Source organism: Janthinobacterium sp. HH102, from assembly GCF_001758625.2.
Classification (GTDB): Bacteria; Pseudomonadota; Gammaproteobacteria; order Burkholderiales; family Burkholderiaceae_D; genus Janthinobacterium.
On record NZ_CP062062.1, the window covers coordinates 4091105 to 4115436 of the forward strand.

The 24332-nt window shown below is 62.4% G+C and carries 25 protein-coding genes; 6 read left to right on the top strand and 19 right to left on the bottom strand.

Translation table 11 applies throughout. The features are described from left to right. Positions 1-10: 10 nt before the first annotated feature. Both JAB4_RS18540 and rimO read right to left on the bottom strand, forming a co-directional pair. Positions 11-1177: a cystathionine beta-lyase gene (locus JAB4_RS18540; RefSeq protein WP_070220217.1), complete on the bottom strand. Its 1167-nt coding sequence runs from the start codon at positions 1175-1177 to the stop codon at positions 11-13. Between the two features lie 188 nt (positions 1178-1365). Further along, positions 1366-2721 carry a 30S ribosomal protein S12 methylthiotransferase RimO gene (gene rimO / locus JAB4_RS18545; protein ID WP_175444794.1) on the bottom strand — a complete coding sequence of 452 codons (1356 nt, stop codon included), beginning with the start codon at positions 2719-2721 and terminating at the stop codon, positions 1366-1368. Positions 2722-3028: 307 nt separating this feature from the next. Between rimO and JAB4_RS18550 the strand changes: the two genes are divergently transcribed. Then, complete coding sequence (locus JAB4_RS18550) at positions 3029-4624, top strand: hypothetical protein (RefSeq protein WP_070300329.1); 1596 nt, start codon at positions 3029-3031, stop codon at positions 4622-4624. 91 nt (positions 4625-4715) lie between these two features. Here the strand turns inward: JAB4_RS18550 and phaR are convergent, their stop codons facing one another. Together phaR and phaC are read right to left on the bottom strand one after the other, a co-directional pair. Beyond that, the gene (gene phaR / locus JAB4_RS18555) at positions 4716-5279 is read right to left on the bottom strand and encodes a polyhydroxyalkanoate synthesis repressor PhaR (RefSeq protein ID WP_010399000.1); all 564 of its coding nucleotides are present in this window, start codon (positions 5277-5279) and stop codon (positions 4716-4718) included. 224 nt (positions 5280-5503) lie between these two features. After that, on the bottom strand, positions 5504-7249 hold the full coding sequence (phaC, locus tag JAB4_RS18560; RefSeq protein ID WP_070220221.1) for a class I poly(R)-hydroxyalkanoic acid synthase: 1746 nt from the start codon (positions 7247-7249) through the stop codon (positions 5504-5506). Between the two features lie 217 nt (positions 7250-7466). Between phaC and JAB4_RS18565 the strand changes: the two genes are divergently transcribed. Beyond that, complete coding sequence (locus JAB4_RS18565) at positions 7467-7700, top strand: hypothetical protein (RefSeq protein WP_227741988.1); 234 nt, start codon at positions 7467-7469, stop codon at positions 7698-7700. 16 nt (positions 7701-7716) lie between these two features. On the opposite strand, the gene pgeF is transcribed toward JAB4_RS18565, so the two are convergent. Beyond that, positions 7717-8502 carry a peptidoglycan editing factor PgeF gene (pgeF, locus tag JAB4_RS18570; RefSeq protein WP_070220223.1) on the bottom strand — a complete coding sequence of 262 codons (786 nt, stop codon included), beginning with the start codon at positions 8500-8502 and terminating at the stop codon, positions 7717-7719. Then, positions 8502-9527 (bottom strand): RluA family pseudouridine synthase, encoded by a 1026-nt coding sequence (locus JAB4_RS18575; RefSeq protein ID WP_070220225.1) that lies wholly within the window; start codon positions 9525-9527, stop codon positions 8502-8504. Before JAB4_RS18575 ends, pgeF begins: the two co-directional genes overlap by 1 nt. An 89-nt stretch (positions 9528-9616) precedes the next feature. Here JAB4_RS18575 and JAB4_RS18580 point away from each other — a divergent pair, with 89 nt between their 5' ends. Further along, positions 9617-10420, top strand: coding sequence for an outer membrane protein assembly factor BamD (locus JAB4_RS18580; RefSeq protein ID WP_070220227.1), 804 nt, complete (start codon positions 9617-9619; stop codon positions 10418-10420). A 35-nt stretch (positions 10421-10455) separates the two neighbouring features. On the opposite strand, the gene yaaA is transcribed toward JAB4_RS18580, so the two are convergent. Continuing rightward, the gene (gene yaaA, locus JAB4_RS18585; protein WP_070220229.1) at positions 10456-11226 is read right to left on the bottom strand and encodes a peroxide stress protein YaaA; all 771 of its coding nucleotides are present in this window, start codon (positions 11224-11226) and stop codon (positions 10456-10458) included. Between the two features lie 30 nt (positions 11227-11256). Between yaaA and JAB4_RS18590 the strand changes: the two genes are divergently transcribed. The 3 genes from JAB4_RS18590 (at position 11257) to JAB4_RS18600 (ending at position 14098) form a co-directional block, all read left to right on the top strand. Beyond that, complete coding sequence (locus tag JAB4_RS18590) at positions 11257-11691, top strand: putative toxin-antitoxin system toxin component, PIN family (RefSeq protein WP_034755336.1); 435 nt, start codon at positions 11257-11259, stop codon at positions 11689-11691. Positions 11692-11774: 83 nt separating this feature from the next. Beyond that, entirely contained in the window at positions 11775-12953 is a 1179-nt protein-coding gene (locus JAB4_RS18595; protein ID WP_070220231.1) for a pyridoxal phosphate-dependent aminotransferase, read from the top strand. 41 nt (positions 12954-12994) lie between these two features. Continuing rightward, on the top strand, positions 12995-14098 hold the full coding sequence (locus tag JAB4_RS18600; protein WP_070220233.1) for an HD domain-containing phosphohydrolase: 1104 nt from the start codon (positions 12995-12997) through the stop codon (positions 14096-14098). A 38-nt stretch (positions 14099-14136) separates the two neighbouring features. Here the strand turns inward: JAB4_RS18600 and JAB4_RS18605 are convergent, their stop codons facing one another. The 12 genes from JAB4_RS18605 to JAB4_RS18660 form a co-directional block, all read right to left on the bottom strand. Then, the gene (locus tag JAB4_RS18605; protein ID WP_175444790.1) at positions 14137-14601 is read right to left on the bottom strand and encodes a nuclear transport factor 2 family protein; all 465 of its coding nucleotides are present in this window, start codon (positions 14599-14601) and stop codon (positions 14137-14139) included. Positions 14602-14837: 236 nt separating this feature from the next. Beyond that, entirely contained in the window at positions 14838-15497 is a 660-nt protein-coding gene (locus JAB4_RS18610) for a DUF2625 family protein (RefSeq protein ID WP_070220240.1), read from the bottom strand. Positions 15498-15585: 88 nt separating this feature from the next. After that, positions 15586-16488, bottom strand: a complete 903-nt coding sequence (locus tag JAB4_RS18615) for an alpha/beta hydrolase-fold protein (protein WP_070220242.1) — start codon at positions 16486-16488, stop codon at positions 15586-15588. 103 nt (positions 16489-16591) lie between these two features. Further along, on the bottom strand, positions 16592-17008 hold the full coding sequence (locus tag JAB4_RS18620; RefSeq protein WP_070220244.1) for a hypothetical protein: 417 nt from the start codon (positions 17006-17008) through the stop codon (positions 16592-16594). 11 nt (positions 17009-17019) lie between these two features. Beyond that, positions 17020-17637 (bottom strand): hypothetical protein, encoded by a 618-nt coding sequence (locus JAB4_RS18625; RefSeq protein WP_139143750.1) that lies wholly within the window; start codon positions 17635-17637, stop codon positions 17020-17022. 141 nt (positions 17638-17778) lie between these two features. Next, positions 17779-18843 (bottom strand): tetratricopeptide repeat protein, encoded by a 1065-nt coding sequence (locus JAB4_RS18630; RefSeq protein ID WP_070220248.1) that lies wholly within the window; start codon positions 18841-18843, stop codon positions 17779-17781. Between the two features lie 17 nt (positions 18844-18860). After that, positions 18861-19763, bottom strand: coding sequence for an AAA family ATPase (locus JAB4_RS18635; protein WP_070220250.1), 903 nt, complete (start codon positions 19761-19763; stop codon positions 18861-18863). Next, the gene (mshL, locus tag JAB4_RS18640) at positions 19764-21542 is read right to left on the bottom strand and encodes a pilus (MSHA type) biogenesis protein MshL (protein ID WP_070220282.1); all 1779 of its coding nucleotides are present in this window, start codon (positions 21540-21542) and stop codon (positions 19764-19766) included. It lies immediately after the preceding gene. Between the two features lie 38 nt (positions 21543-21580). Next, positions 21581-21976: a hypothetical protein gene (locus JAB4_RS18645; RefSeq protein ID WP_070220252.1), complete on the bottom strand. Its 396-nt coding sequence runs from the start codon at positions 21974-21976 to the stop codon at positions 21581-21583. Further along, entirely contained in the window at positions 21961-22644 is a 684-nt protein-coding gene (gspM, locus tag JAB4_RS18650; RefSeq protein WP_070220254.1) for a type II secretion system protein GspM, read from the bottom strand. The genes JAB4_RS18645 and gspM overlap by 16 nt, the downstream gene beginning before the upstream one ends. Continuing rightward, positions 22644-23303, bottom strand: a complete 660-nt coding sequence (locus JAB4_RS18655; protein WP_070220256.1) for a hypothetical protein — start codon at positions 23301-23303, stop codon at positions 22644-22646. The genes gspM and JAB4_RS18655 overlap by 1 nt, the downstream gene beginning before the upstream one ends. Further along, positions 23300-24259: an agglutinin biogenesis protein MshI gene (locus JAB4_RS18660; protein ID WP_070220258.1), complete on the bottom strand. Its 960-nt coding sequence runs from the start codon at positions 24257-24259 to the stop codon at positions 23300-23302. Before JAB4_RS18660 ends, JAB4_RS18655 begins: the two co-directional genes overlap by 4 nt. Positions 24260-24332 lie beyond the last annotated feature (73 nt).

Genomic DNA, 24332 nt, shown 5'->3' on the forward strand with positions numbered 1-24332 from the left:
CCCCATACCGCTACATCGCCGCGAACGCCCGTTCGATATCGGCGATCAGATCCTGCGGATCTTCCAGCCCCACATTCAGGCGCACCAACTGGCCCGGCAACTGCCAGCCCTTGCGCATGGCGGCGATGCGGTACGGCATCACCAGGCTGTTCGCACCGCCCCAGCTGTAGCCAATCTTGAACAACTGCAAGGCATCGACGAAACGGTCCGCCTGCGCCTCCGTGTAGCGGGCATCGAACAGCACGGAAAACAGGCCGCCCGCGCCCGTGAAATCGCGCTGCCAGATGGCGTGGCCCGGGCAATCGGCGAAAGCCGGATGCAGCACCGTGGCGATCTCCGGCCGGCTCTTGAGCCAGGCGGCCACCGTGCGCGCGCCCGCATCGTGGGCGTCGAAGCGCAGCTTCATCGTCGGCAAGCCGCGCAGCACCAGGTAGGCGTCGTCCGCCCCCACGCCCATGCCCAGACGCATGTGCGCCTGCGCCAGGCGGTCGTGCAGCGCCCGCTCGCGCGTGATCAGGGCGCCCATCAGCACGTCGGAACCGCCCGACTGGTATTTCGTCAGCGCCTGCATGATGATGTCCACGCCCAGGTCGAAGCCGCGCAGGGCCAGGCCCGCCGACCAGGTATTGTCCAAAGCGACGAGCACGCCGCGCGCGTGGGCGGCCGCGCAGATGGCGGGCAAGTCCGGCACTTCCATCGTCACGGAGCCCGGTGCTTCCGTCCAGATGAGCTTGGTATTTTCCTGGATCAAGGCCGCGATGCCGGCGCCGATGAGCGGATCGTAATAACGGGCCGTGATGCCGAAATCCTGCGCCAGCCAGCGTCCCAGTTCGCGGTTCGGGTTGTAGATATTTTCCGGCAATAGCACGTCGTCGCCCGTCTTCAGCAAGGCAAAGTCCGCCATGGCGATGGCCGCCAGTCCCGACGGCGCCAGCAGGCAGTGCGTGCCCCCTTCGATCTCGGCCAGCCGCGCTTCGAGGGTGAACGTGGTGGGCGTGCCGTGCAAGCCGTAGGTATAGGCGTTCTTCTCTTTCCAGTCGCCCGAGCGCATGGCCGCCACGTCCTTGAACAGCACGGTCGAGGCGTGATGGATGGCGTTGGGAAACGCGGCAAAGCCTTGCGGCGCCTGGTAATCGCTGTGGATCAGCGCGGTTTGCGGAGATTTGGGTGTGGTCATGGCGTCAGGAATAAAAAAAGGCGGATCAGCCTGTGCTGATCCGCCTTGATTGTAAGGGCTTATGCCCTTGCCTGCCGTACGTATGACAGAGTGTTACACCTGCATAAAAAACCTTCAGACCAAGGCGCGCTGCCGCAGACAGTACTTTACTGTACGGCAAGGCAGCGCAACGCCGGCATGGACGTTTTTTACTCGGCGGCGCCCCACAGGTCGTGCGCGTCGGCCGACGTGATGGTCACGTCAACGAACTGGCCCACGGCCAGCTTGCGGTGCGGCTCGAACGGCGGCTTCACATACACGACGCCGTCGATTTCCGGCGCGTCGGCGGACGAGCGGCCCACGCCGCCGGAGCGGGTGACTTCATCGATGAGCACGCGCACGGTCTTGCCGACCTTGGCTTGCAGGCGTTTCTTGGAAATTTCTTCCTGCAGCAGCATCACGCGGCCGCGGCGCTCTTCGCGCAGCTCTTCCGGCACGGGGTTGGCGATGGCATTGGCCGTCGCGCCTTCGACGGGCGAATAGGCGAAGCAGCCGAGGCGGTCGATCTGCGCTTCCTTGAGAAAGTCGAGCAGATACTCGAATTCCGCTTCCGTTTCGCCAGGGAAACCGGCGATGAAGGTCGAGCGGATGGTCAGGTCCGGGTTGATGGCGCGCCAGGCCTGGATGCGGTCCAGGTTTTTCTCGCCGCTGGCCGGGCGCTTCATGCGTTTCAACACGTCAGGATGCGCATGCTGCATCGGAATATCGAGGTAAGGCAGGATGTGGCCGCCACTCATCATCGGGATGATCTGGTCCACGTGCGGGTACGGATACACATAGTGCAGGCGCACCCAGGCGCCGTAGGTCTTGGCCAGCTCGCCCAGCGCTTCCGTCAGCTGCGTCATGTGCGTCTTGACGGGACGGCCATTCCAGAAGCCGGAGCGGAATTTCACGTCCACGCCATACGCCGAGGTGTCTTGCGAAATGACCAGCAATTCCTTGACGCCGGCCTTGAACAGGTTTTCCGCTTCGATCATCAGTTCGCCGATCGGGCGCGAGACGAGGTCGCCGCGCATGGACGGGATGATGCAGAAGCTGCAGCGGTGGTTGCAGCCTTCGGAAATTTTCAGATACGCATAGTGCTTCGGCGTCAGCTTGACGCCTTGCGGCGGCACCAGGTCGAGGAACGGCGCATGCGGTTTCGGCAAGTGGAAATGGACGGAATCCATCACTTCGGCCAGCGCGTGCGGGCCCGTGACGGACAGCACTTTCGGATGCACCTTCATGATGATGTCGTCGCCGGCAGCGTCTTTCTTGGCGCCCAGGCAGCCGGTGACGATGACCTTGCCGTTTTCAGCCAGCGCTTCGCCGATGGCGTCGAGCGACTCTTGCACGGCAGCATCGATAAAACCGCAGGTATTGACGATCACCAGATCGGCGCCAGCATAGGATTTCGCCGTTTCGTAGCCTTCGGCGCGCAGTTGGGTCAGGATTTGTTCGGAGTCGACCAGCGCTTTCGGGCAGCCGAGCGAGACAAAGCCCACTTTCGGCGCCGCACCTGGCATGGCCAGCATGGCCTCGGACTGGGCGGAAGGAACGGGAATACGGTGAATTTCAGACATAGTTGGCAGCTGGAAAATGGTGAGGCGAATCGGCTATTGTACCCCGAGCCGCCCCTTGCTGTCAGCGCGGGTTCCTTTTGCTGGCGCATCTGCAACGCTACAACCGCAACTTTGTTCCGGCCACTGCCGTCATGGCAGTGCGCGAATCAGATCCCGCCCCGCATCACCGGTATCAAGAAATTAAAAAATAATGCCACAAAGAAACTAATGACTGACATATAATTGTTTTTTAAAAAACTAAATCAATCCCATGTCTTTTTCCTTTTCCAATCTGAAAGCGCGACGCTCGGCTGTCGCGGCTTGCGGTCTGAGCGTATTGCTGCTGAGCGGCTGCGCCGTCAACACCTCGGTGGTCGATCCACTGAAAATGAGCGCGCAATCGGGAGATAGCCCGGTGGTGCTCAGCATCACGTCGAACACCAAGGACATTTACGGTTTCAACACGATCAAGCTGCGCCGCGTGGTGGCGGGTGAGCAGCGCAGTGATTTCAAGCTGGTGTCCGAAAACCTGGTGATGAAAAAAGTCGAGAGCGCGATGGCAGGCGATACTTCCCTGTTCATTGGCGCACTACCGCCTGGCGAGTATGAATTCATCGAGTTGATCGACACCCGGGCCAACAAGCTCTTGCGTGTGTATTCGACCATCGTGGGAAGCTTCCAGATCGAAGCGGGCAAATCGGCGGATCTGGGCCGACTGATTGTGACACGCGGCAATTTCGGCGTGCAGTACGGCCGCAGTGCACAGGTAGCATCCAATGCGGAATTGATCCGGCGCTTTGCCCCCGACTACAGCGCCATGTTTGGCGCCGCTGCCAGCCTTGGCTGGAGCACCCCACGCCACGCGCGGGACGATGTCGAGCAATTTGCTCGCGCCCACCCGGCCGGGGCCGAGTGCGTCACCGAAATGCCCGATGGCCGGGTGGCCGCCACCAGCCGCATGGGCGCCGTGCTGATACGCTCGACGCAAGGGCTATGGAAGGTCATCAATGCGCAGACGGTGGAGTCGCTGTCTTGCGTATTTCCCGTGGACCTGCCCAATGCCGAATTGATCGCGGTAGGCGAATCCGGCTCCCTGCTACGCAAGGCGCGTGACAGTGACAAGCTGCTTCCTATCGATGCAGGCAACCTGCCGCCCGGCAATCTGCTGCGCATCGGTGGCAACTCCAACGATGGCTGGTACGTGATGCATCGCAAGGGAGATGAGTTAAACATTTTTCATGCGAATCAACTGGACGCTGGCGACTGGCGATCTGTGTACCATACCACCGTGCCCGGATCGTGGCTGCATGGCCCAGGCTTGTTCTGGACATGGCAAGACGCGGGTCGGATCGGCTATGCGCTGGAAAGCGGCTTGATCGGCGAGTTCGATTACCGCACGGGCAAGTTGACCGAACGCTTTAGTCCGCACAAGAAAAACCTGACGGAATTTACCCATCAAGCCAATGGCACAGAAAGCGTCCTGGTAGCGGCCGGCCTGGCAGGAAGATTTCCCGACGCCTATGTTTCACGGGATCGGGGCCAGAACTGGACGACTATCGTGTCGCCATTCAAAGTCCTGATGTCGCCCGTGGCACCCCTCAATGACGGCAGATTGCTGATGGAGGCCGGCATGTATAACGAGGGCGCACTGCTGGTCAGCAGCGACGAAGGCAAAACCTGGGGGCCGTATGCGCCATACACACTGCGCCACACACCATTGATTTTCCCCTCCGGCCTCGCTCTCAGCATCCAGGAAGATTTCAAGGGTAACGTCAGCATTTACAGCTCCATGGACAATGCCAGGACATGGAAACTCGAGCATTCAAACCAGGATCTACTTTCCACCTTGCAACAACTGAAGCAATAGCATTCAGCATCGGCAGCCGGCGGCAAGACACCCGCAAAGCACAACGGCACAGGAATTCCTGTGCCGTTGCGTGATCCGCATCGGTTGCGGCCTACTTTTTGTCCGTTGGAGGCACCGGCGGAACAAACGGGAACGTGCCGAACAGATTCTTGCTCTGGCTCTGCATCTGTTCCTGCATCTGCACGAACAGGCTCTTGCTCTGGTCAATGTAGTTGTTCATCATGCCTTGCATCATCGGACCCTGGACATTCATGAACTGCGTCCACATTTCCGGGCTGAAAGGCTTGCCTTCGAAACTGCCGGCCGACGTGCCCGTGAATTTGTGCTGGATATCGGTGAACGCTTGCACGTTCTTTTCCAGGTAGGATCCCATCATGCCCTGCATGGCGTGGCCATAGTAGCGGATGATCTGCGACAACACGCTGCTCGAGAACATGGGCGCGCCGTTCGCTTCCTCTTCCAAAATGATTTGCAGCAAGATGCTGCGCGTCAGATCTTCATTGGATTTGGCATCGACGACGGTAAACACTTCATTGTCCAACACCAGCTGCTTGACGTCCGTCAAGGTGATGTAGGAACTGGTTTGCGTGTCGTACAGACGGCGGTTGGGATATTTTTTAATCAGGCGGTCTATACTTTTTTTTGCACTACTCATCACAAGTTCCACTTATTGCGCCGCAGCGCATACTGAGTTAATCCGAAAAAAAAGCGAACGTGGGTCCGCTTTCGCACCTGCCTACGTTTTCCATTATAGAGTGGAAAACGGCTCCATTGCACATCAGGGTAGTAGATTCCCGCATTTATTGCAACGCAACTAAAAGTAGATTATTGACAAGACCGGAGATTACGCCGGCCTTGCCTGGCAAATCGCTTTGTGAATTAATCCGCCCTGACTTTAACATACCGCCCCGGCGCCGGCTCGATTGCCGCGTGGCGCTTGTTGCCCGGCTTGGCTGGCGCCTTCACCTGGGCGCCGCCGTGTTCGGCCAGGAAGGCCGCCCATTCGGGCCACCAGCTGCCCACGTGTTCGGTCGCGCCTTCCATCCATTGCTCGGCGCTCAAGGGCCTGGTTTTCGCCGTGCGGGCGCCTTTGCCTGCGTCGTTGCTCCAGTAGCTGCGCTTTTTCTTCGAGGCCGGGTTGATCACGCCGGCGATGTGGCCCGAAGCACCGAGGATGAAACGGTTGGCTTTCGGCTTTTTCGGGTTCAGCAAGGCCGTGCTGGCGTAGGCCGCGCCCCAGGGCACGATATGGTCTTCGCGCGAACCGTAGATGAAAGCGGGCGCATCGATGCTGCTCAGGTCAACCTTTTCGCCGGCCACCGTCAGCTTGCCCGGGACTTTCAGGCTGTTTTCCAGGTAGGTGTTGCGCAGATACCAGCAGAACATGGGGCCCGGCAAGCCCGTGCCGTCGCCATTCCAGTACAGCAAGTCGAACGCGGGCGGCTCCTTGCCCTTCAGGTAATTCGACTGCACGTAGTTCCACACGAGGTCGTTCGGACGCAGGCTCGAGAAAGTGCTGCCCAGGTCGCGGCCCGACATCAGGCCGCCCTTGGCCAGGGTTTGCTCGCGCAGCGCCACTTGCGGCTCGTCGATGAAGACGTCGAGCGCGCCCGCGTCGCAAAAGTCGAGGAAGGTGGTCAGCAGGGTCAGGCTGGCGGCCGGATTCTCGCCGCGCGCCTTGAGCACGGCCAGCGCCGTCGAAACGATGGTGCCGCCCACGCAAAAGCCGAACATATTGAGCTTGTCCTGGCCGGAAATGTCCTGCGTCACCCGGATGGCTTCGATCACGCCCTGCTCCACGTAATCGTCCCACGTCAGGTGCTGCATGCTCATGTCCGGATTGCGCCAGGACATCAGGAACACGGTATTGCCCTGCTCCACCGCATAGCGCACGAGCGAGTTTTCCGGCTGCAAGTCAAGGATATAGAATTTATTGATGCACGGCGGCACCATCAGCAGGGGCCGCTGGTGTACCGTGGGCGTACTTGGCGTGTACTGGATCAGCTGGAACAAGGCGTTTTCAAACACCACCGTGCCCGGCGTGGTGGCCACGTTGCGGCCCACTTCAAAGGCCGATTCGTCCGATTGCGAGATGCGGCCCTTCTGCATGTCGGCCAGCATATTGCTCAAGCCCTTGGCCAGGCTCTCGCCCTTGGTCTCGATCAGGGTTTGCTGGGCGTCGGGATTGGTGGCCAGAAAGTTGGCGGGCGACATGGCGTCGACGATTTGCTGTACCGCAAAGGCAATCTTTTGCTTCTGGTGCGGCGTCGCTTCCACGGCATCGGCCATGGCGCTGAGAAATTCCGCATTGAGCAGGTAGGCGGCCGCATTGAAGGCCGACAGGGGGCTGGCGTGCCAGGCGGGCGCGGCAAAGCGGCGGTCTTTCAGCTCCGGCGCCTTGCCAGCCATAAAGTCAGCCCACAAGCCCGTCAGCTTGGCCACGTAGGCATTTTTCAGTTGCTCGATCGCTTCCGGCTTGATGCTGGCGCCCGCATCCTGCAAAATGCCGGCAATCGGATTGCCCTGGGGCTGCGGTACCATGTTGAACCACGTCTTCCACTGCTCAGGATTGCTGATCTGCGCCATCCATTCCTTGGTCATCATTTGAGGATCGGGCATGTTCATAGCTATATAAGTCCATTCAAGAATTGGGGACGCCGAACAAAACCTACTGCGCGTCGGTATAGGCGGCCTGCGATGCTCACCGTACCTTCGTACGGTTGCGCTTCTTAGCCACCTCTCCCTTCCGCTCGCTACGGTTTTGCGCGGCGTCGAAACGTAGTCGAAAAATAGAAAACTTTAATATCAACTGCATGCAAACTCTTACTAATTGCCAATACCAATGATGCTCATGACCGCTGTTGCCTGGATCTATGTCGTCGGCCTCATGGCGCTGACGGAACCGTCCATCGTCGCCGGGGTGATGACCTTCGTGCTGTACTGCGTCATCCCGCTGTCCATCCTATTCTATCTGACGGGCTCGCGGCGACGCAAACGCAAGGCGGCGCGTATCGCTGAACTGAACGCCCGCGCGCTCGCCTCAGCAGACGATAAAACAAAAACGGCAGACACATAAGTGTCTGCCGTGCAGATTATTTGCGCCAGATCAAACTGGCCTGTCTTCCCGTGACGCCGTCGCGCCGGTACGAGTAAAACTGCGCCGCATCGCTGACGGTGCAATATTCCCCGCCCGCCACTTGCGCCACGCCATCGCGCAGCAGCATGGTACGCGCCAGCGCATAAATATTCGCCAGATACTTGCCCGGCTTGCCATCGATGGCGGCGAACGCATCCGACAACACTTGCCGCTCGACGTCATCGCGCGCGCCGTCGCGGAACGCCTGCAGCACTTCCTGCCCCACTTCGAATTGCTGCGGACCAATGGCTGGCCCCAGCCAGGCGAGGATCTCCGTCGCGCCCTGCGCGCGCATGCTGTCCACCGTGCGCTGCAAGACGCCGTTGGCCAGGCCGCGCCAGCCCGCGTGGGCAGCCCCGACGACCAGGCCATCGGTCGAACAGAACAGCACAGGCAGGCAATCGGCCGTCATTACCACGCACACGGCGCCCGCCTGCGTTGCGATGCTGGCGTCGGCATCGGGCACGCAAGCGCCCAGCGTAGCGGCATCGGCGACGGCCACGCCATGCACCTGCGACAGCCAGGCCGGCTCGCCAGGCAGGATAGCGGCAAGACGCGCGCGGTTGGCGGCCACATGATCAGGATCGTCGCCCACGTGCGTGCCCAGGTTCAAGCCGCCGCCGCCCTGCCCGTCAGCATATGGCCCCTGGCTGACGCCGCCCGCGCGCACGGTCGCCAGCGCGCCCACGTTGGCGGGCAAACCGGGCCAATGGGGAACAATGCAAGGCAACGGCGACGTCATCAGACCTGTTCCGGCTCGGGAATGCCGGCCGTGGCGATCAATTGCGCGAAATCATCGGCCAGCGGCACGATCCATTCGCACGCTTCCAGGGTACCCGGATGCACGAGGCCCAGGCGGCGCGCCTGCAAGGCCTGGCGCGAGAAGACAGATACCAGGTGCTGCTTGCCGTACACGGAATCGCCGACCAGCGCAAAGCCCAGATGCTGCATGTGCACGCGGATCTGGTGGGTGCGTCCTGTTTCCAGGCGACATTGCATCAGACTCACGGGACGGCGGTCGAGTTCGCCGCTGCCGATCAATTCATAGTGCGTGATGGCGGGCTTGGCGGTGAAGTTCTCCGACACGGCCATCTTGACCCGGTCGCGCGGGTGGCGCGCGATGGACGCATCGATGGTGCCCGCCATTTTCGGCGTGCCCCACACGAGCGCGAAATATTCGCGCTTGACGGTGCGTGCCTGCAGCTGGCGCACCAGGTCCGTTTGCGAAGCCAGGGTCTTGCCGACCACCATCAGGCCGCTCGTATCCTTGTCCAGGCGGTGCACGATGCCGGCGCGCGGCACGCCAGCCAGTTGCGGGCAGTGGTGCAGCAAGCCGTTGAGCAGGGTGCCCGACCAGTTGCCGGGGCCCGGATGCACGACCAGTCCGGCCGGTTTGTTGATGACGATGATATGCTCATCTTCGTGCACGATGTTCAATTCCATCGCTTCCGGCTTAAAAGCCTCGTCTTCCGGCGCGCTTTGCGGCAGAATGACGATCTTCTCGTCGCCATAGGCGGTCATGTTGCGTTTGGCAACTTTTCCATCGACGGTCACGAAACCGGCTTCCAGCCACAATTGCAAGCGGCTGCGCGAGTATTGCGGCACCAGCTGGGCGATGACTTTATCGAGGCGGTGGCCGCAGGCGTCCGGCGTCAGTTCCAATGTAATCGGGGCCATTTCCTCGAAGACGTCGTCGGCGGCAAAATCGCCGTCAAACGCCTCTTCGGCGGCATGGTCAGAAAGGGAGTCAAACGCGGGGTCAGCCAAATTAGGCTTCGGAGTTAATATCACAGCATTCCCATCGGCTATAATCAGCCTATTGTAAAATCTTGGTTAAAACCTTCTTGCAAAACGTCATGCAAAAAAAATTATCGTTGGTAGTCGCTTCAGTCGTTCTGCTCGGCATGTCCGCTTGCAGCTTGTTGCCTGAAAAAGTGGATGAGACCAAAAACTGGTCCGTTACGAAATTATACTCGGAGGCGCGTGAAGAAATGGCCGGGCAGCACTATGAAGCTGCAATCGGCCTGTTCCAGAAGCTGGAGGCTAACTATCCTTTCGGCAACTATGCTCTGCAAGCGCAGATGGAGATCGCTTACGCGTATTATAAGTCGGGAGACCAGGCGCAGGCATTGGCTGCCGTCGAACGCTTCATCAAGTTGCATCCGAACCACGCCAATGTAGACTATATGTACTACTTGCGGGGCCTGATCAGCTTTAACGATCAGATCAGCTTCCTGAACTTCCTGTACGAGCAAGATCCGACCGAGCGCGATCCGAAAGCGACGCGCGAAGCGTTTGCGGCCTTCAAGCAACTGGTCGACAAGTTCCCAAATAGCAAATACGCGCCCGATTCGCTGGCCCGCATGAACTATTTGATCGATGCCATGGCGAAATACGAAGTGCACGTGGCGCGCTATTACTACCGCCGCGGCGCCTACCTGGCCGCCGCCAACCGCGCGCAAACGACGGTCAAGGACTTTGCCGCCTCGCCCGCCATCGAAGAAGCGCTGTTCATCATGTACCGCTCGTATGACAAGCTGGGCTTGACCGACCTGCGCGACGACACCTTGCGCGTGCTGACCAAGAACTACCCGAACACGGCATTCCTCAGCCCGGAAGGGGTGAACAAGGAACGCAAGTGGTGGAAATTCTGGCAGTAAAATAAGAAAAAACCGGGCTAGCCCGGTTTTTTTACTTATTCGCCGACCTTGCGCCGGAACACCCAGCTGGTGTCGTTCGACGCTTCCGGCACGAAACCGTAGCCGTCCACGTCGAACTGCTTGAGCTGCTGCGGATCGCGGATATTGTGGACGGCCGCATAGCGGGCCAGCATGCCGCGCGCGCGCTTGGCGTAGAACGAGATGATTTTATATTTGCCGTTCTTCCAGTCCTCGAACACGGGCGCGATGACGGGCACGTCCAGCTGGCGCGGCTTGACGGATTTGAAATATTCTTCGGAAGCAAGATTGACCAGCACTTGCGCGCCCTGCTCCTTCGCTGTGCGGTTCAGGCCGTTGGTGATGGTATCGCCCCAGAACGCATACAAATCCTTGCCGCGCGTGGTGGACAGGCGCGTGCCCATTTCCAGGCGGTGCGGGTGGATCAGGTCCAGCGGGCGCAGCAAGCCGTACAGGCCAGATAAAATGCGCACGCGCGACTGGGCATAGTCGAGCTGGGCCGGCTGCAGGCTGCGCGCCTCGAAACCGGCATACACGTCGCCATTGAAAGCCATGATGGCCTGGCGCGCGTCCTCCAGTTGCGGCGTCCAGGACGCGTAGCGGGCCACGTTGAGGGCCGACAAGGCGTCGGAAATGCCCATCAGGCTGCCCACTTCGGCGGGCGAGAACTGGCGCATGCGGGCTATGAGCTGGGCAGAATGGTCGAGAAAATCGGGGGTGCTGTGCAACGAGGTTGTTGGCGGCGTCTCCAGGTCGAGACTCTTGGCGGGCGAAAGCACGATCAACATAAATTATCACTACAGAATAGAATTGCCGACATGATACCTGCTCCACAAAAACTCGTCCTCGACACCAACGTTTGCCTCGACCTGTTCGTCTTCAACGACCCGCGCTGGGCGGGCCTGCTGGCGGCCATGGAAAGCGGCGCCGTGCACGCCATCACGCGCGAAGATTGCCGCGCGGAATATCTGGTCGTGCTGCATTACAAGCATTTGCCGCTCGATGAAGCCAGCCGCGCCGTCGCCGCCGCCCGCTTCGACGCCCACATCACGGTGGTGGCGCCGCCCGTCTCCGGCGTGCGCCTGCCCGTCTGCACGGACAAGGATGACCAGAAATTCCTCGAACTGGCGCGCGACGCCAACGCCGACATCCTCATCACCAAGGACAAGGCGCTGCTGAAACTGGCCCGCAAGACGGCCAAGGCCGGCATGTTCAAGATCATGGTGCCGGAAGGCTGGGCATTGCCCGGCTGAGCCGCCAAAGCCCCGCACGCGACGGGGCGCGCTGCGCTAGAATGGGAAACGATTCCACTTTCCGCACCGCGACCCTACCGTTCATGAACAGCCCGTCCCTGCCCCACCTGACTCCCACCCTGACCACCCGCTTGCCTCTGGTGGGCACCACCGTGTTTACCCGCATGTCCAGCCTGGCGGCACAGCATGGCGCCGTCAACCTGGGCCAGGGCTTTCCGGACTTCGATTGCGACCCGGCACTGGTCGAACGGGTCAGCGACGCCATGCGCGCCGGCCACAATCAGTACCCGATGATGACGGGCGCTGCGCCCCTGCGCGAGGCGATTGCCGCGAAGATCGCCAGCCTGTACGGCCACGCCTACGATGCGGGCACGGAAATCACCGTCACGGCCGGCGCCACACAGGCACTGACCACGGCGATTTTATGCTGCGTGCATCCGGGCGACGAAGTCATCGTCATCGAACCGGCCTACGACAGCTACCTGCCCGCCATCGCGCTGGCCGGCGGCGTGCCCGTGCTGGTGGCCATGCAAGTGGGTGAACAAGGTTACAGCGTGCCGTGGGACAAGCTCGCTGCCGCCGTCAGCCCCAAGACGCGCTTGATCATCATCAATACGCCGCATAACCCGACGGGCACGATTTTGCGCCCGGCCGACGTGGCCGCGCTGGCCGACATCGTGCGCGGCACGCAAATCCTGATTTTATCGGACGAAGTCTACGAGCACATGGTGTACGACGGCGTGCCGCACGCCTCGCTCTCGCGCCACCCTGAACTGGCGGCGCGCAGCTTCATCGTGTCCAGCTTCGGCAAGACGTATCACGTGACGGGCTGGAAAGTCGGCTACGTGGCGGCGCCCGCGGCCCTGACGGCGGAATTTCGCAAGGTGCACCAGTACAACGTGTTTACCGTCAACACGCCCATGCAGCACGGCATTGCCGGCTACATGGCCGACCCGCAGCCCTACCTGGACTTGCCCGCGTTTTACCAGCGCAAGCGCGATTTGTTCCGCGACGGCCTGGCGGGCAGCCGCTTTACCCTGCTGCCGGCCGACGGCACGTATTTCCAGTGCGTGCGCTACGATGCCATTTCGCAAGAGACTGAAGCGCAGTTCGCCGAATGGCTGACGGCGGAAATCAAGGTGGCCGCCATTCCCGTCTCCGCGTTTTACGCGCAGGGCAAGGAGTCGGGCATCGTGCGCTTCTGCTTTGCCAAGCAGGACGAGACCTTGCGCCTGGCGCTGGAGCGCCTGCGCAGCATTTAACGACAGTATTTCTCCGCCACGGCGGAGTAAAGGATGACAGCATGGTACAGCGTCGCATCGGCCCGGCCGACCTGGTTCCCGGCGAACCCCTGCCCTGGGATCTGTTTCTGGCTGACCACAGCGCCGGCCCGCAACTGCGCAAGGGGCAGATCATCACGGACGGTGCGCAGCTGGGACGGCTCATGCAATTGGGCCTGTACGTGGGCACGCCGGAGCAGCCGTCCGTGTTGCGCTTGCTCAATGAAGCGGCGCAGCGCCTGGAGCGCCTGCTGCTGGCCTTGCGCAGCGAAAGCAATGCCGAGCGCGACGTGCGCGACATCGCCCGCGAACTACTGCGCGCACTCGAACACGATGCCGACATCGCCCTGGCCAGCATCCTGCTCAACCAGATCGCCGGCAGCTACGCCGTGCGCCACTGCATCGAAACGGCCTTGCTGGCCATGCTGGTGGGCCGCAGCATGCACAAGTCCCACGATGAACTCTTATTGATCGGCGCGGCCGCGCTGACGATGAACGTGGGCATGCTGCGCCACCACGACAGTTTCCAGGACCGGCGCGGCCCCCTGAACGACGAAGAAATGCGTATCGTGCGCCAGCATCCACAGGAAAGCACGGAACTGTTGCGCTGCGCCGGCGTCGACGACGAGGAATGGCTCAGTTGCGTGCTGCTGCACCATGAAAACGACGACGGCAGCGGTTACCCGCAGGGGCGCACGGCCGACGAAATCCTGCAAAACGCCAAGCTGATCGGCCTGGCCGACCGCTATTGCGCGCGCGTCTCGGCGCGCAACTACCGCCGCTCCATCGTGCCCGACCAGGCGCTGCAGCACATCTTCCTCGACCAGGGCGTGCCCATCGATCCGCTGCTGGGGGAACGGTTCGTCAATCTGCTGGGCAAGTATCCGCCCGGTACCCTGGTGCGCCTGCGCAGCGGCGAACTGGGCGTCGTCACGCAGCGGGGCGCCGCCCTCGTGCATCCGCTCAGCGACCCGCTGGGCGCGCCGCTGGCCGCCGCCCAGCTGGCGCAGATGACGCCGCGCGACACGGGCGACAGCCAGTTCGCCATCGTCTCGTCGCTGCATGAAGACGATGCGGGCGTGCACTTCAGCATGCGCCATGTGTGGGGCGATGAAGCGCGGCTGTAGTCTGGCCGGGCAACGCCGGCGGACAGCGCCACCAAATGTTATTTCGCGGTTTTCGGCGGACGGATGCCCGTGTACTGTGCGCTGACGAGCAGCCATTGCTTGTCGACTAGCCGGGCGACGTACCCTGCGCGCATGGCGAAGTTGCGGGCACCCCCTTCCTGATTGAGCCGGTAGGACAACCGGGCCGAGATGAGCGCCGTATCGCCAAAGAGGCGCACCGCCGGTTCATCGACCTGGACTTCCGGACTCGGCCGCTTCTGCTCGGGCGCATAGAAGGACAGCATTTTTTCACGCCCGTCCACCTCGCCGACCGGCGATATTTCCACGTAATTCTCGGCCGTGACGGCTTTCAACGCGGCTTGATCGAAGCTGCTCTGGGCCTGCGCATGGCGCTGCACCAGGGCCAGCAGTTCGGCGTCGGCGGGAGCCGCCTGCGCACCACCCATCGCGCCCAAGGCGCCCAGCAGGCAGGTGGAAAGAAGATATGAAAGGGGTAATTTCATGCGTATGTCATCCTGATCGAGGTCATTGGGAAGCATCCGTTGATGACGGCGCTACCGTCAGCATCGAACACTCGCTTGCGGGCAGCCCATCATGAGGAAACCCACCACATGCTATCGCCTTGCCATTTTCTCGCCCATGCCATTGCGACAAACTGCTGAATCGGGGGATTGAAACGCCATTCCACCGCCTCGGGATGCACATGGCGATGCTTTCAGATATGCCCGCAAGCCCTGCCTCAGCGCGCGTCGGGCAACTTCTGTTGCAGATCAAGGTTGAGCGCCCACTGCTCTTCCACGGCAATGACGCGCCGCGAACTGGTCTTGAGCGAGCCCTCTTGCGTCCACAGAAATGGATAAAAATTCAGGCATAGCTCGCCGGGCAAGGGCAATTCGGGCAATTCGTCAAAGTCCTCCGCGTCGCCAGGCTGGCGGCCGTAAAACTGCCGCAACTGGCTGGTAAAAGCCCATTGGACAAACGTCGTGAAGCCGATCTCCAGCGCTTCCCACTCCAGCGTCTCGGGAGCCAGGTAATACATATTGCCCTGGTCGTCCCCGAGTGCGCCGCCATTGATGGCAAAAAATCCGCCCAGCACGTCGTCGGCGACCAGCAGAAAACCGTCGGCCTTTCCTTTGTTCCAGGCAGCGATATCCCGGCCCAGCCTGGCATGTCCCGACCCCAGTATGCGCAGCCAGCCGTCATCCACCAGGATGCCCCCCGTTTCATAGGCTATCGCCCCCAGGGGAGAACGCGTGGTGACCTGCAGGCTCAGCAGCACATCCTCCCTGCCGGCCGCGGGCGGCAGCAATTCCACCGGCAAGTCGGCCTCGTCGGCCCATTGCCTGATCAGCGGAAACGCCGGGTCTTCACTATCGAGTAATTCATTCAATGTACGCATGTAATCTGACCTTATCGATGACCGCTTGCGGCGGTCGGAATGTGCACGGCGACGCAGGCACTGTCTGGCGGGCGGCACCCGGCACCGTTCATTTTGCGGACGTCAGATACGCCCGCAATCCATGCGTGAGCACAAAAGGAAACACGCTCGCATGGTCTTCGTCCTCGAACACGCGCAAACGCGTTTTCAGATTCGGAAACTTGCGCGATTTCAGCTTGCCGTCGAATTCGCGCACGTCGGCCACCATGTCGGCGTCTTCCTCGGAGCGCGAACGTTTCTTGCCTGCCGCCAGCTTTTCCAGGCCGCCGATGCCGAAGAACACGGAAGCTGGCAAGTCCTTGTGGCTGGCGGCATACGCCTGCTCGCGGTCGAACATCACGCCGGCGTCGTACCACAGCGACGGACTGCCAAGGATGTAGTGCTCGAAGGTGCGCGGTTCCGTCAGCAAAAATTGCAGGCCCAGCAGACTGCCGTAGGAATGGCCGATAAACACCTTGCGCTGCATATTCACGCGATAGTTACTGGCGATAAAGGGAAACACCTCGCCCGCGATGAACTGGCCATACGCCTTCGCTTCGCCGAACGCTGGCTGCCGCCCCGGCATGTCCGAGCGGTAATCGTGCTTGCGCGGCGTGGTGGGCGTGTAGTCGCGGCGGCGGCTGTACACCCCGCCGTCGCCGTTGGCGTACGACAGGCCGATCACCACCACTTCTTCCATCCCGGCATGCTTGTTCAGGCGCTGCGCGATATTGCGCACGACGGGAAACGCATAATTGGCATCGACGACGAACAGCACCGGGTAGCGTTTATTCCCCTGCCGATAGGAATCGGGCAAGGCCACATACACCTGATAATCGCGCTTCAAGGTTTGCGCATGGATGTCGCGCACTTCCGTATTCTCCAAAACGTAACTGGCGGGGGCGGTGGCGGGGGCGGCATGGGCATTGTTGAGCAGGCAGCAGAGTGCGAGCAGCAGGCTGAGGGATTTCAAACGGGGTTCCTTGACGTAGTCAGTGATGGCGCGATGATATCAACAATCTGAAAAAGAAATGACACTGTTCTAATCATGCCAAAAATACATCCGCACTACAATATCAAAACTCGCCCTCCATGAGCAAGTCTTCCGGCAAGGTCTCTGGCATGAGGGCCAGCAGCGCTGGCGGGATATATTGCACGGCTTGCCGCTCGTCTTCCGCCAGACATTGAAAATCGACGATGAAATGCGCGATATGGCTCAGATACTGCTCGACCAGTTTGCGATACGGCTCGCTGACAAGTTCTGCCTTCAACTCCAGCAGCGTTGCATGGGCGCGCTGGAGGAAAATAGGGATCACGTAATAGTTCTTGCTCAGGAAAAGGCCCGTCACATGGTTGACATGGCACACCAGCGCATACGTCGGGCTGGCCATGCGGTAACACTGGTCCGGACAAAGGCGCGGCGAATTGATATGTTCCTGGTAGCGCCTGATTTCCCGGCGCGCCTCTTTAGCCCCCTCGCGTTCATTGCGCATGGCGCGTCCTTTCAATCTTGTTCACTAGCAATATCCGCCACATGCAGGGGGTGGAACGCGAGCAGGTCGCCATAGCTGGCCACCGCATGCTGCGGATGGTTCGCGATGGTGCCGCTGTAGCAGCCCTCGTATTCATCGATGCCGGTCACCTGCACCCACATCCGTTCGCACTGGCCGTCGCCGCGCGCGCCATCCTCGGCGGCGAAGCGGAACACGAGTTTCACGCAGGCGCCGATGGGCAGCGCATCGCGTACCGCGGCCGGCGGCGGCTCGATATCCGTCAAATAGCGGGAAAGCCAGACGGCGTCTTCCAGGTAATAGCCCTGTTCGGCAAACGCGGGAAACGGCTTGTCCTTGAAACGCTCCCAGTGTCCCGCCCAGTCATCCCGCTGCGCGCCCCAGCCACAGGGCAAGCCATGCAACTCTGCCAGCAAATCATCTCTTCGTATCATGTCTGCCAGACAGACAATCTTGACTGAACTCAACATCGTTTCATTTGAGGCCGCGTGAAATTGCCAATCCCCTTCGTAGTCATGGGACACCAGCACGATGGGAGCGCCGTTCAAGACCTCCGTGGTCGTGAAGCAGGCGGTATTCGGGGCATCGGGGAATTTCCAGGCAACGCTCATCTTGTCTTGTCCACGGATTCATCCGTTTCAGGCAATTGCCGCGGCGGCGGCAGTCGATAGCGCCAGCAACGCTGCCGACAGGAGAAGCGTACGTATCGTGCTCGCCCCGCTTGCCAACGGCGGCGCCGCAATCGGCCGCACTTACTTGGCCGTGGTCAACTGCACCAGCTTGCGCTCGATGAACGCCTGCAGCTGCGGCGACAGGGTTTGCAAGCCCTTGGCGCGCTCGAACGCCTGGCGCGCCTGGGCCGGGTGGTTGTCCGCTTGCAAGGCGATGCCGAGACCCATCCACCAGACGCCGTTGTCGGGCGCCGCCTGCAGAGCCAGCTGGTAGTGCTCGGACGCTTCGCGGTAGCGCTGCTCGCGCTGCAGCACGCCGGCCAGGAAGGCGTGGTATTCGCCGCTGTCGGCGGCGTACGGCAAGCTGCGCATCAGGGTGTCGAGCGCGGCCGCGCCGCCGTTGGCCTTGTCCAGCTGCAGACGGGCCAGCATCATCGCTTGCGCCGGCTGTTTCGGGTCCAGTGCCAGACTCAGCTGCAACTGGCGGGCAGCCTCGTCGGGACGCTGCGCTTCGAGCAGCAGGCGCACCAGGGTTTCGCGCGCGCCCTGGTGGCGCGGGTCCAGCTGCAGGGTCTGCTGCAAACCGGGCAACGCTTCGGAGACGCGGCCATCCTGCAACTGGGCCAGCGCGCGCCGGTATGCATTCTCCACGCGCTGCTGCGGCGTGACTTGTTTTCCGTCAATGATGCGCTCGCTGGCGGCGGGCGCTGCCGTCCTTACAACGGGCGCAGCGGCAGGCTTGGGGGCTTTTTCCGTGATGCGCCTTATTTCGGCTGGCCGGGCCTTGGCTGGCGCGGGGGTAACTTCCTCGGCCTGGAACGCGGGCCTGGGTTCCGCCACCACGACGGGCGCCGCCGGGGCAGCCACTACCGGCACTGGCACAGGTGCAATGGGGACAACAGGCACAGGAACGGGAACGGGCGTACTGGCCACGCTGACCAGCACGGGCGGCACGGGCGGGCGCTTCAGGTAGACCCAGCCAAGGGCGATCGCCGCCGCCGTCAGGCCGGCAGCGCCGCCGAAGATCAGCGCGCGCGGCAAGCCCCGCTCGCGTTCGGGCACGGAGCGGATGCCGGCCGCGTCGCCGCGTCCATCGGGAGTGCCGCGCGCATCGAGGTCTTGCAACATCTTGTTAATCAGGCTCATCTACAGGCTCATCTTCGTCATCGGTTCAATAAAGTCCAGCTCACGCCGCAGGCGGCGGCCAGCACGCCGGCGCCTGCCAGCCATGGCCAAGGCTTCCGCCACAAGCGCGGCTTGCTGGCCAGGGTATCGCTGGCGGCCAGCGCCACGTGGCGCCCGCTGACCTGCTGCCGGCCTTCGCCATACGCCACCATCAGCGCCTTGTGCGCCATGATGTTGATCAGGCGCGGGATGCCGCCGGAAGCCTGGTACAGCTTGCGCACGCCGCCACGGCTGAACAGACGCGCGCCATCGAAACCGGCCACGCGCAGACGGTGCGCCACATAGAAATCCACGTCGTCGCGCGACAACGGTCCCAGGTGGTAGTGAAAGGTGATGCGCTGCGCCAGCTGGCGGATTTCCGGCAGGGCCAGCTTGACGTCGAGTTCGGGCTGGCCGAACAGCACGATTTGCAGCAGCTTGCGTTTTTCCGTTTCCAGGTTCGTCAGCAGGCGCAGCGCTTCGAGGCTGTCGACGGGAATCGCCTGCGCTTCATCCAGACACAGCAGCACGCGCTTGCCTTGCGCCGCCAGGTTAAGCAGGCGCAAGTTGAGGGATTTGAGTAGCTGGTGCTGATCCGCATCTTTCTCCAGCAATACATCGAGGTCGTCCGCCAGCGCCAGGATCAGCGATCGGGGCGGCAGGTTAGGATTCGGGATATAGGCCGTGACGAAATCCGGCCCCAGCGATTGCATGAACTTGCGGCACAAAAAGGTTTTACCAGTGCCCACTTCGCCAGTGATCTTGATGAAGCCCTCGCCATTGCGCGCCGCCACCAGCAAGGTGTTGAGCGCCTTTTGCGACTGCGGGCCGTTGAAAAAGAAACTGGTATCGGGCGTGAGGCCGAACGGCGCCTCGCGCAAGCCGAAATGGGCCTGGTACATTTAGCGCCGCTCCGACGGCCGGCGCGGGTCGAGCGCCTCGATGCGTTTGCCCGAATCGAGCAAGTCCTCGTTCCAGCTGTTGGCGCCTTCGACGATGGTGGGCTTGATCAGCACCACCAGTTCGCGCTTCTGGATCACCTGGCCCGTGTTGCGGAACAGCGCGCCCAGCACGGGAATATCGCCCGCGCCCGGCACCTGAGAACGGTCCGAGGTCGTGGCCTGGCGCATCAGGCCGCCGATGGCGACGATCCGCCCATCCTGGCTGCGCACCATGCTGTCCATCTCGGAGGTGCTGGAGGCGGCCAGCGGCAGTTTCAGCGAGCCGGCGCTGCCCAGGTCGATTTCCTTGCTGATGGTCGACACCTGGCTGACGGACGGGTGCACGTGCAGGATGATGTTGCCATCCGCATCGATCTGCGGCGTCACGTCCAGCACGACGCCGGAAAAGAACGGCTGCAAGGTCACGTTGGGGCTGGTGGTGGCGCCGCTGGCCGTCGTATTCGTGGTGGTGGACACGCCCGTCACGTAAAACTCGTCCGTGCCTATCTTCAGCACGGCCTTCTGGTTGTTCATGGTGGCGATGCGCGGACTCGACAGCACGTGCACGGAGCCTTGCGATTCCAGGAAGGAAATCATGGCGGCAAAGTTGGCTGTCTGGAACGCCAGGCCGAACATGGAGCCGGCCGCCGTCGCCGCCGAGCTGAGGCCGAAGCCGCTGCTGGCCGTCAGGCCGCTGCCATTCGTCATGTTGGGCGGCTGGCCGCCGTTGAACGGCAGCGGCGCCAGGCTGCCGCCCGGCTGGATGAAGCCCGTCGAGATGCGGTTCGTGTGGCCGCTCTTGATCGAGGCGAACGAGGCCCAGTTGATGCCCGTCTGCGTGTTGTCGTTGAGCTCGACTTCGAGGATTTTCGCTTCCAGGATCACCTGGCGGTCGACGGACAGCTGCGTGGCCTTCAGGTACATGTCGACGTTGCGCAGCTCTTCCGGCATGGCGCGGATGACGATCACGCCCGACTGCGGGCTCAGCACCACTTGCCGGCCGCCCTCGGTGCTGCCGACGATGGCTTCCAGCGCCGCCTTCAATTCCGGCCAGAAGTCTGCCGTGGACGAGGTGGTGAGGTTGCTGCTATCCAGGGTGCGGCCGCCCTGGCCGCCATTCGTCTGCTGGTTCTGCTCGCTATTCTGGTTGTTGCCCTGGTTGCCATTGCCGCCCGAACCGCCCGAATTGGTCGAACCGACCGAGCCCACCGAGGTCGACGACACGCGCAGGTTGGAACTGCCCCTGCGCGCGCCCGTCAGGTAATTGACATGGAACAAGCGCGTCTGCATGGTCAGCGGCTTGATGTAGATCTGCGTGCCTTCGACCTTGTAGTCGTAGCCGTACAGCTCGCGCACGGCGTCGAGCGCCTGGAACAGGGTCACGTCCTTCAGGTTGGCCGAAATCGTGCCGCCGATATCGGGATGGACCAGCATGTTGTAGCGCGTGCCGGCCACGATGGAGGTGAAGAACTGGCGCGCCGGCACATTGTTGAAGGCCACGTTGAAGCGCTCGTCGAGCGCGGCGCGGGCCTTCGGCAATTGCTGGGCCAGGGCCGCCACGGGCGGCAGCAGCGCCGCTTCCACGGCATCGGGCTGGGCTGCCGGCGTGGTGGTGGCCGCCGCGCCCTTGACGGCGTCCGTAATCGCATTATAGGTGTCGCGCTTGACGGGCGCGACATTGCAGCCGCCCAGGCCCAGGCTGACGCTGACAAGCGCCGCCATCGTGCTGATCTTGAACATGCTCGCCTTGTGTTGATTGAATTGCTTGGCCACTTCTTCTACTCCTGCTTGCGGTCGGTCTTGCTGTCGGTCTGAGGCGGTATCTTGCTGCCCGGGTACAGCTTGAAGGTTTCCAGTGTTTTGCCACGCCGCAATAATACGGCCGTGTCGCGGATCTCCGTCACCACGGCGTCGCCCACCTTGCTGCCGACCTTGACTGTCTGGCCATCGATGACGGCGAGGCGGCGGCCGCCCGGCTGGGTGGAGATGAGCACCGATTGCAGGCGCGGCTGCGCGGGCGTGACGGGAGCGGCGCTGGCAGGCGCCCACAGGGCCCCGGGCGGGCGCGTGGGGTCGTCCAGCGCCTGCGCCTGCACGCCGCTGCAGGCCAGGCACAGCGCCAGGAGCGGCGCCCAGCGGCGCGGCGCGCGGCCGGCGGTCACAGTGCGATCCATGTGTCATCCATGCTGAGGGTATATAAAGTCAGGGTCAGCGTCGCTTGCGGGTAAGTTTCGGCCTCCAGGCGGGCCTGGCCCCAGAAGACCCGCGTCGGCATCGCCTGCAGCGCCTGCATGTACTGCAGCATGTCGGCATAACTGCCCTGCAGCACCACTTCCACGCCATGCCGGTGCAGCAGGGGCGCCGGGGCGCTTGCCTTGGCGGCGCCGTCGCCGGACGCTGCGGCTGCCGGGGAAGCGCCCACGCCACCTCCAGACAAGGTTTTCAGCGCGACCACGCGCAGGCCGGCATGCCGGCGCAGCAACTGTTCCAGCAGCGCGACCATGCGTTCGGGCGCCACCAGGCCGTGCTGCTTCTGGCGCAGCTGCTCTTTCATTCTCGCCCCTTCCGCCAGCAGGGCCGCCAGACGCGCGCGCGCATTCTGGTCCGGGTCCACTGCGTGCGCCAGCATGGTCAGTTCGATTTCCTTGGCGATGGCTGCCTTCTGGTTTTGCTTTTGCGCAATGCTCGCATGCAGCGCCGCCCGTTTCGCGAACAGCGGATTAAAGAACAAAAAATAGAAGACGAACAGGAGCGCGGCCACGCCCGCGCCGAACAGCATCAGCCGCTCGCGCCGGCTGAGGGCGTCGAAGGCAGCGGCCCATTTTTTCAGCAAGGGCTGCATCAGTGTTTTCCTCCCGCTGCCGCGGCGGACGCCGCAAGCTGGCTTGATGATTGCAAGCTGAAAGTCACATACGGCGCCGCCGGTGCCTTGCCTTCGGTGACCGCCGGCACCGGCGGCTGGCCGATGTCGAGGCTGGCGAAGCTCTTGCCTGCCAGCATATCCTGCTGGCCCAAACGCGTGATATACGCGGGCAGCAGCGACGCGCGCAAGGCGCGGCCCTGCAAGCCGAGTTCACTGCCGGCACCGGCGATATTGATGTTCGTCAACCATACGCCTTCCACCCTGGCCTGCGCCAGCGCGCGGAAATAGCCGGCAAAGCCCTGGGTATTGCCCAGTTCGCCACTGGCCAGCACGGCCGACGCATCCAGCAGCAACTGGCGCTGCGCCTCGGCTGCCGCGACTTCCTGCGCCAGCGCCGGATCTTTCTTGCGTGGCGGAAAATCACGCAAGGCCTGGTCGCGCCTCGCCTCTTCTTTTGCCAGCGCCGCCTGGACATCCGCGTCCTGGCGCTGCAGTTCCGTCAGCGAGCGCTGGCCCAGCACGCACAACAGCAGCAAGCCCAGCGCCAGCGCACCGAGGCAGGCGCCGGCGGTGCGCGCCGACATCTGGTGGGTCGTCTGTTCGAACTGGGGGTTGAACAGATTGATCTGCTGGCTCATGCGCCCTTCCCTTCGCTCTTGCCCGGGAGCATGCCCCCCTCGCGCAAGGCCGCGCCCAGCGCCAGGAAGTAGCGCGCCTGCATGTCCGGCTCGCGCAAGGCGGCAACCCGGGAAAAGTCGAACACCTGATTCAGGTCCAGCCGTTCGACCGGCATGTACAGATTATCGGCCAGATAGCCGTGCAAGCCATCGCTGGCGCCCGTCATCAGCATCAGGCGCGAGAGCGAAATGAAGTGGAACTGGCGGTCGAAGTGGTCGAACGAGCGCTGCAGCTCCAGGGTGACACGATCGTAATACTGGCTGGCGTCGGGAGAGTGCAATTGCGGCAAGGTCACATCGATGCGGCGCGCCTGGTACAGCTCGCCATTGAAACTGATGGTCAGCAAGCCGCCGTCGCCATCGAAGGACAGCACGGCGATGCCGCGCCCCGGCGTTTCCAGCAGGGTGGCGATATTGCGCTGCGCCATTTCCGGGATATCGATCACGGACAGGCCGATCTTGCATACGCCATACAGCCCCTGGCGCCGCGACACGGCGCTGTTGCGCGCGGCGACGGCAAACACGCTGCTGCCGCGCTGGGTGCCGTTCGGGTCACCGGGGATGTCGAACACGTCGATGGTGGCCTCGGCCAGAGGAAAGTCCAGCATGTCCTTCAGGCGCCAGCCCACGGCCGTCTTCAATTCCTCGCGCGGCACAGCCGGCGCTTCCAGCGACAGCAGCTGGTACTCGCCGCCGGCCAGCACGGTACTGCAGTGGCGCGTCGCGGCCTGCAGTTCCTTGCCCAGCTTTTCCAGCACCTCGGCCGACGCGGGCCGTTCCGCCGCCTGGTAACTGGCGCACAGCACGCGCGGCAGGCCGTCGGCGGGACGCTCGACAACGACGGCGCTGACACCTTCGCGGCCAAACGCCGTCGCCAGCCAGCCATCGTATTTTCTTGCTCTTGCGAATAAACCCATGCGAACTATCCAGTGTAAGTGCCTGCCCGACTTGTCGCGCAGATAATGCATCAAGCCAATTCTAATTCATGAA

Bases quoted from the DNA above. Each gene is read 5' to 3' on its own strand.
- JAB4_RS18540 (WP_070220217.1), bottom strand. From the start codon at position 1,177: ATGACCACACCCAAATCTCCGCAAACCGCGCTGATCCACAGCGATTAC.
- rimO (WP_175444794.1), bottom strand. From the start codon at position 2,721: ATGCCAGGTGCGGCGCCGAAAGTGGGCTTTGTCTCGCTCGGCTGCCCG.
- JAB4_RS18550 (WP_070300329.1), top strand. From the start codon at position 3,029: ATGTCTTTTTCCTTTTCCAATCTGAAAGCGCGACGCTCGGCTGTCGCG.
- phaR (WP_010399000.1), bottom strand. From the start codon at position 5,279: ATGAGTAGTGCAAAAAAAAGTATAGACCGCCTGATTAAAAAATATCCC.
- phaC (WP_070220221.1), bottom strand. From the start codon at position 7,249: ATGAACATGCCCGATCCTCAAATGATGACCAAGGAATGGATGGCGCAG.
- JAB4_RS18565 (WP_227741988.1), top strand. From the start codon at position 7,467: ATGATGCTCATGACCGCTGTTGCCTGGATCTATGTCGTCGGCCTCATG.
- pgeF (WP_070220223.1), bottom strand. From the start codon at position 8,502: ATGACGTCGCCGTTGCCTTGCATTGTTCCCCATTGGCCCGGTTTGCCC.
- JAB4_RS18580 (WP_070220227.1), top strand. From the start codon at position 9,617: ATGCAAAAAAAATTATCGTTGGTAGTCGCTTCAGTCGTTCTGCTCGGC.
- yaaA (WP_070220229.1), bottom strand. From the start codon at position 11,226: ATGTTGATCGTGCTTTCGCCCGCCAAGAGTCTCGACCTGGAGACGCCG.
- JAB4_RS18590 (WP_034755336.1), top strand. From the start codon at position 11,257: ATGATACCTGCTCCACAAAAACTCGTCCTCGACACCAACGTTTGCCTC.
- JAB4_RS18595 (WP_070220231.1), top strand. From the start codon at position 11,775: ATGAACAGCCCGTCCCTGCCCCACCTGACTCCCACCCTGACCACCCGC.
- JAB4_RS18600 (WP_070220233.1), top strand. From the start codon at position 12,995: ATGGTACAGCGTCGCATCGGCCCGGCCGACCTGGTTCCCGGCGAACCC.
- JAB4_RS18605 (WP_175444790.1), bottom strand. From the start codon at position 14,601: ATGAAATTACCCCTTTCATATCTTCTTTCCACCTGCCTGCTGGGCGCC.
- JAB4_RS18610 (WP_070220240.1), bottom strand. From the start codon at position 15,497: ATGCGTACATTGAATGAATTACTCGATAGTGAAGACCCGGCGTTTCCG.
- JAB4_RS18620 (WP_070220244.1), bottom strand. From the start codon at position 17,008: ATGCGCAATGAACGCGAGGGGGCTAAAGAGGCGCGCCGGGAAATCAGG.
- JAB4_RS18625 (WP_139143750.1), bottom strand. From the start codon at position 17,637: ATGAGCGTTGCCTGGAAATTCCCCGATGCCCCGAATACCGCCTGCTTC.
- JAB4_RS18630 (WP_070220248.1), bottom strand. From the start codon at position 18,843: ATGAGCCTGATTAACAAGATGTTGCAAGACCTCGATGCGCGCGGCACT.
- JAB4_RS18635 (WP_070220250.1), bottom strand. From the start codon at position 19,763: ATGTACCAGGCCCATTTCGGCTTGCGCGAGGCGCCGTTCGGCCTCACG.
- mshL (WP_070220282.1), bottom strand. From the start codon at position 21,542: ATGTTCAAGATCAGCACGATGGCGGCGCTTGTCAGCGTCAGCCTGGGC.
- JAB4_RS18645 (WP_070220252.1), bottom strand. From the start codon at position 21,976: ATGGATCGCACTGTGACCGCCGGCCGCGCGCCGCGCCGCTGGGCGCCG.
- gspM (WP_070220254.1), bottom strand. From the start codon at position 22,644: ATGCAGCCCTTGCTGAAAAAATGGGCCGCTGCCTTCGACGCCCTCAGC.
- JAB4_RS18655 (WP_070220256.1), bottom strand. From the start codon at position 23,303: ATGAGCCAGCAGATCAATCTGTTCAACCCCCAGTTCGAACAGACGACC.
- JAB4_RS18660 (WP_070220258.1), bottom strand. From the start codon at position 24,259: ATGGGTTTATTCGCAAGAGCAAGAAAATACGATGGCTGGCTGGCGACG.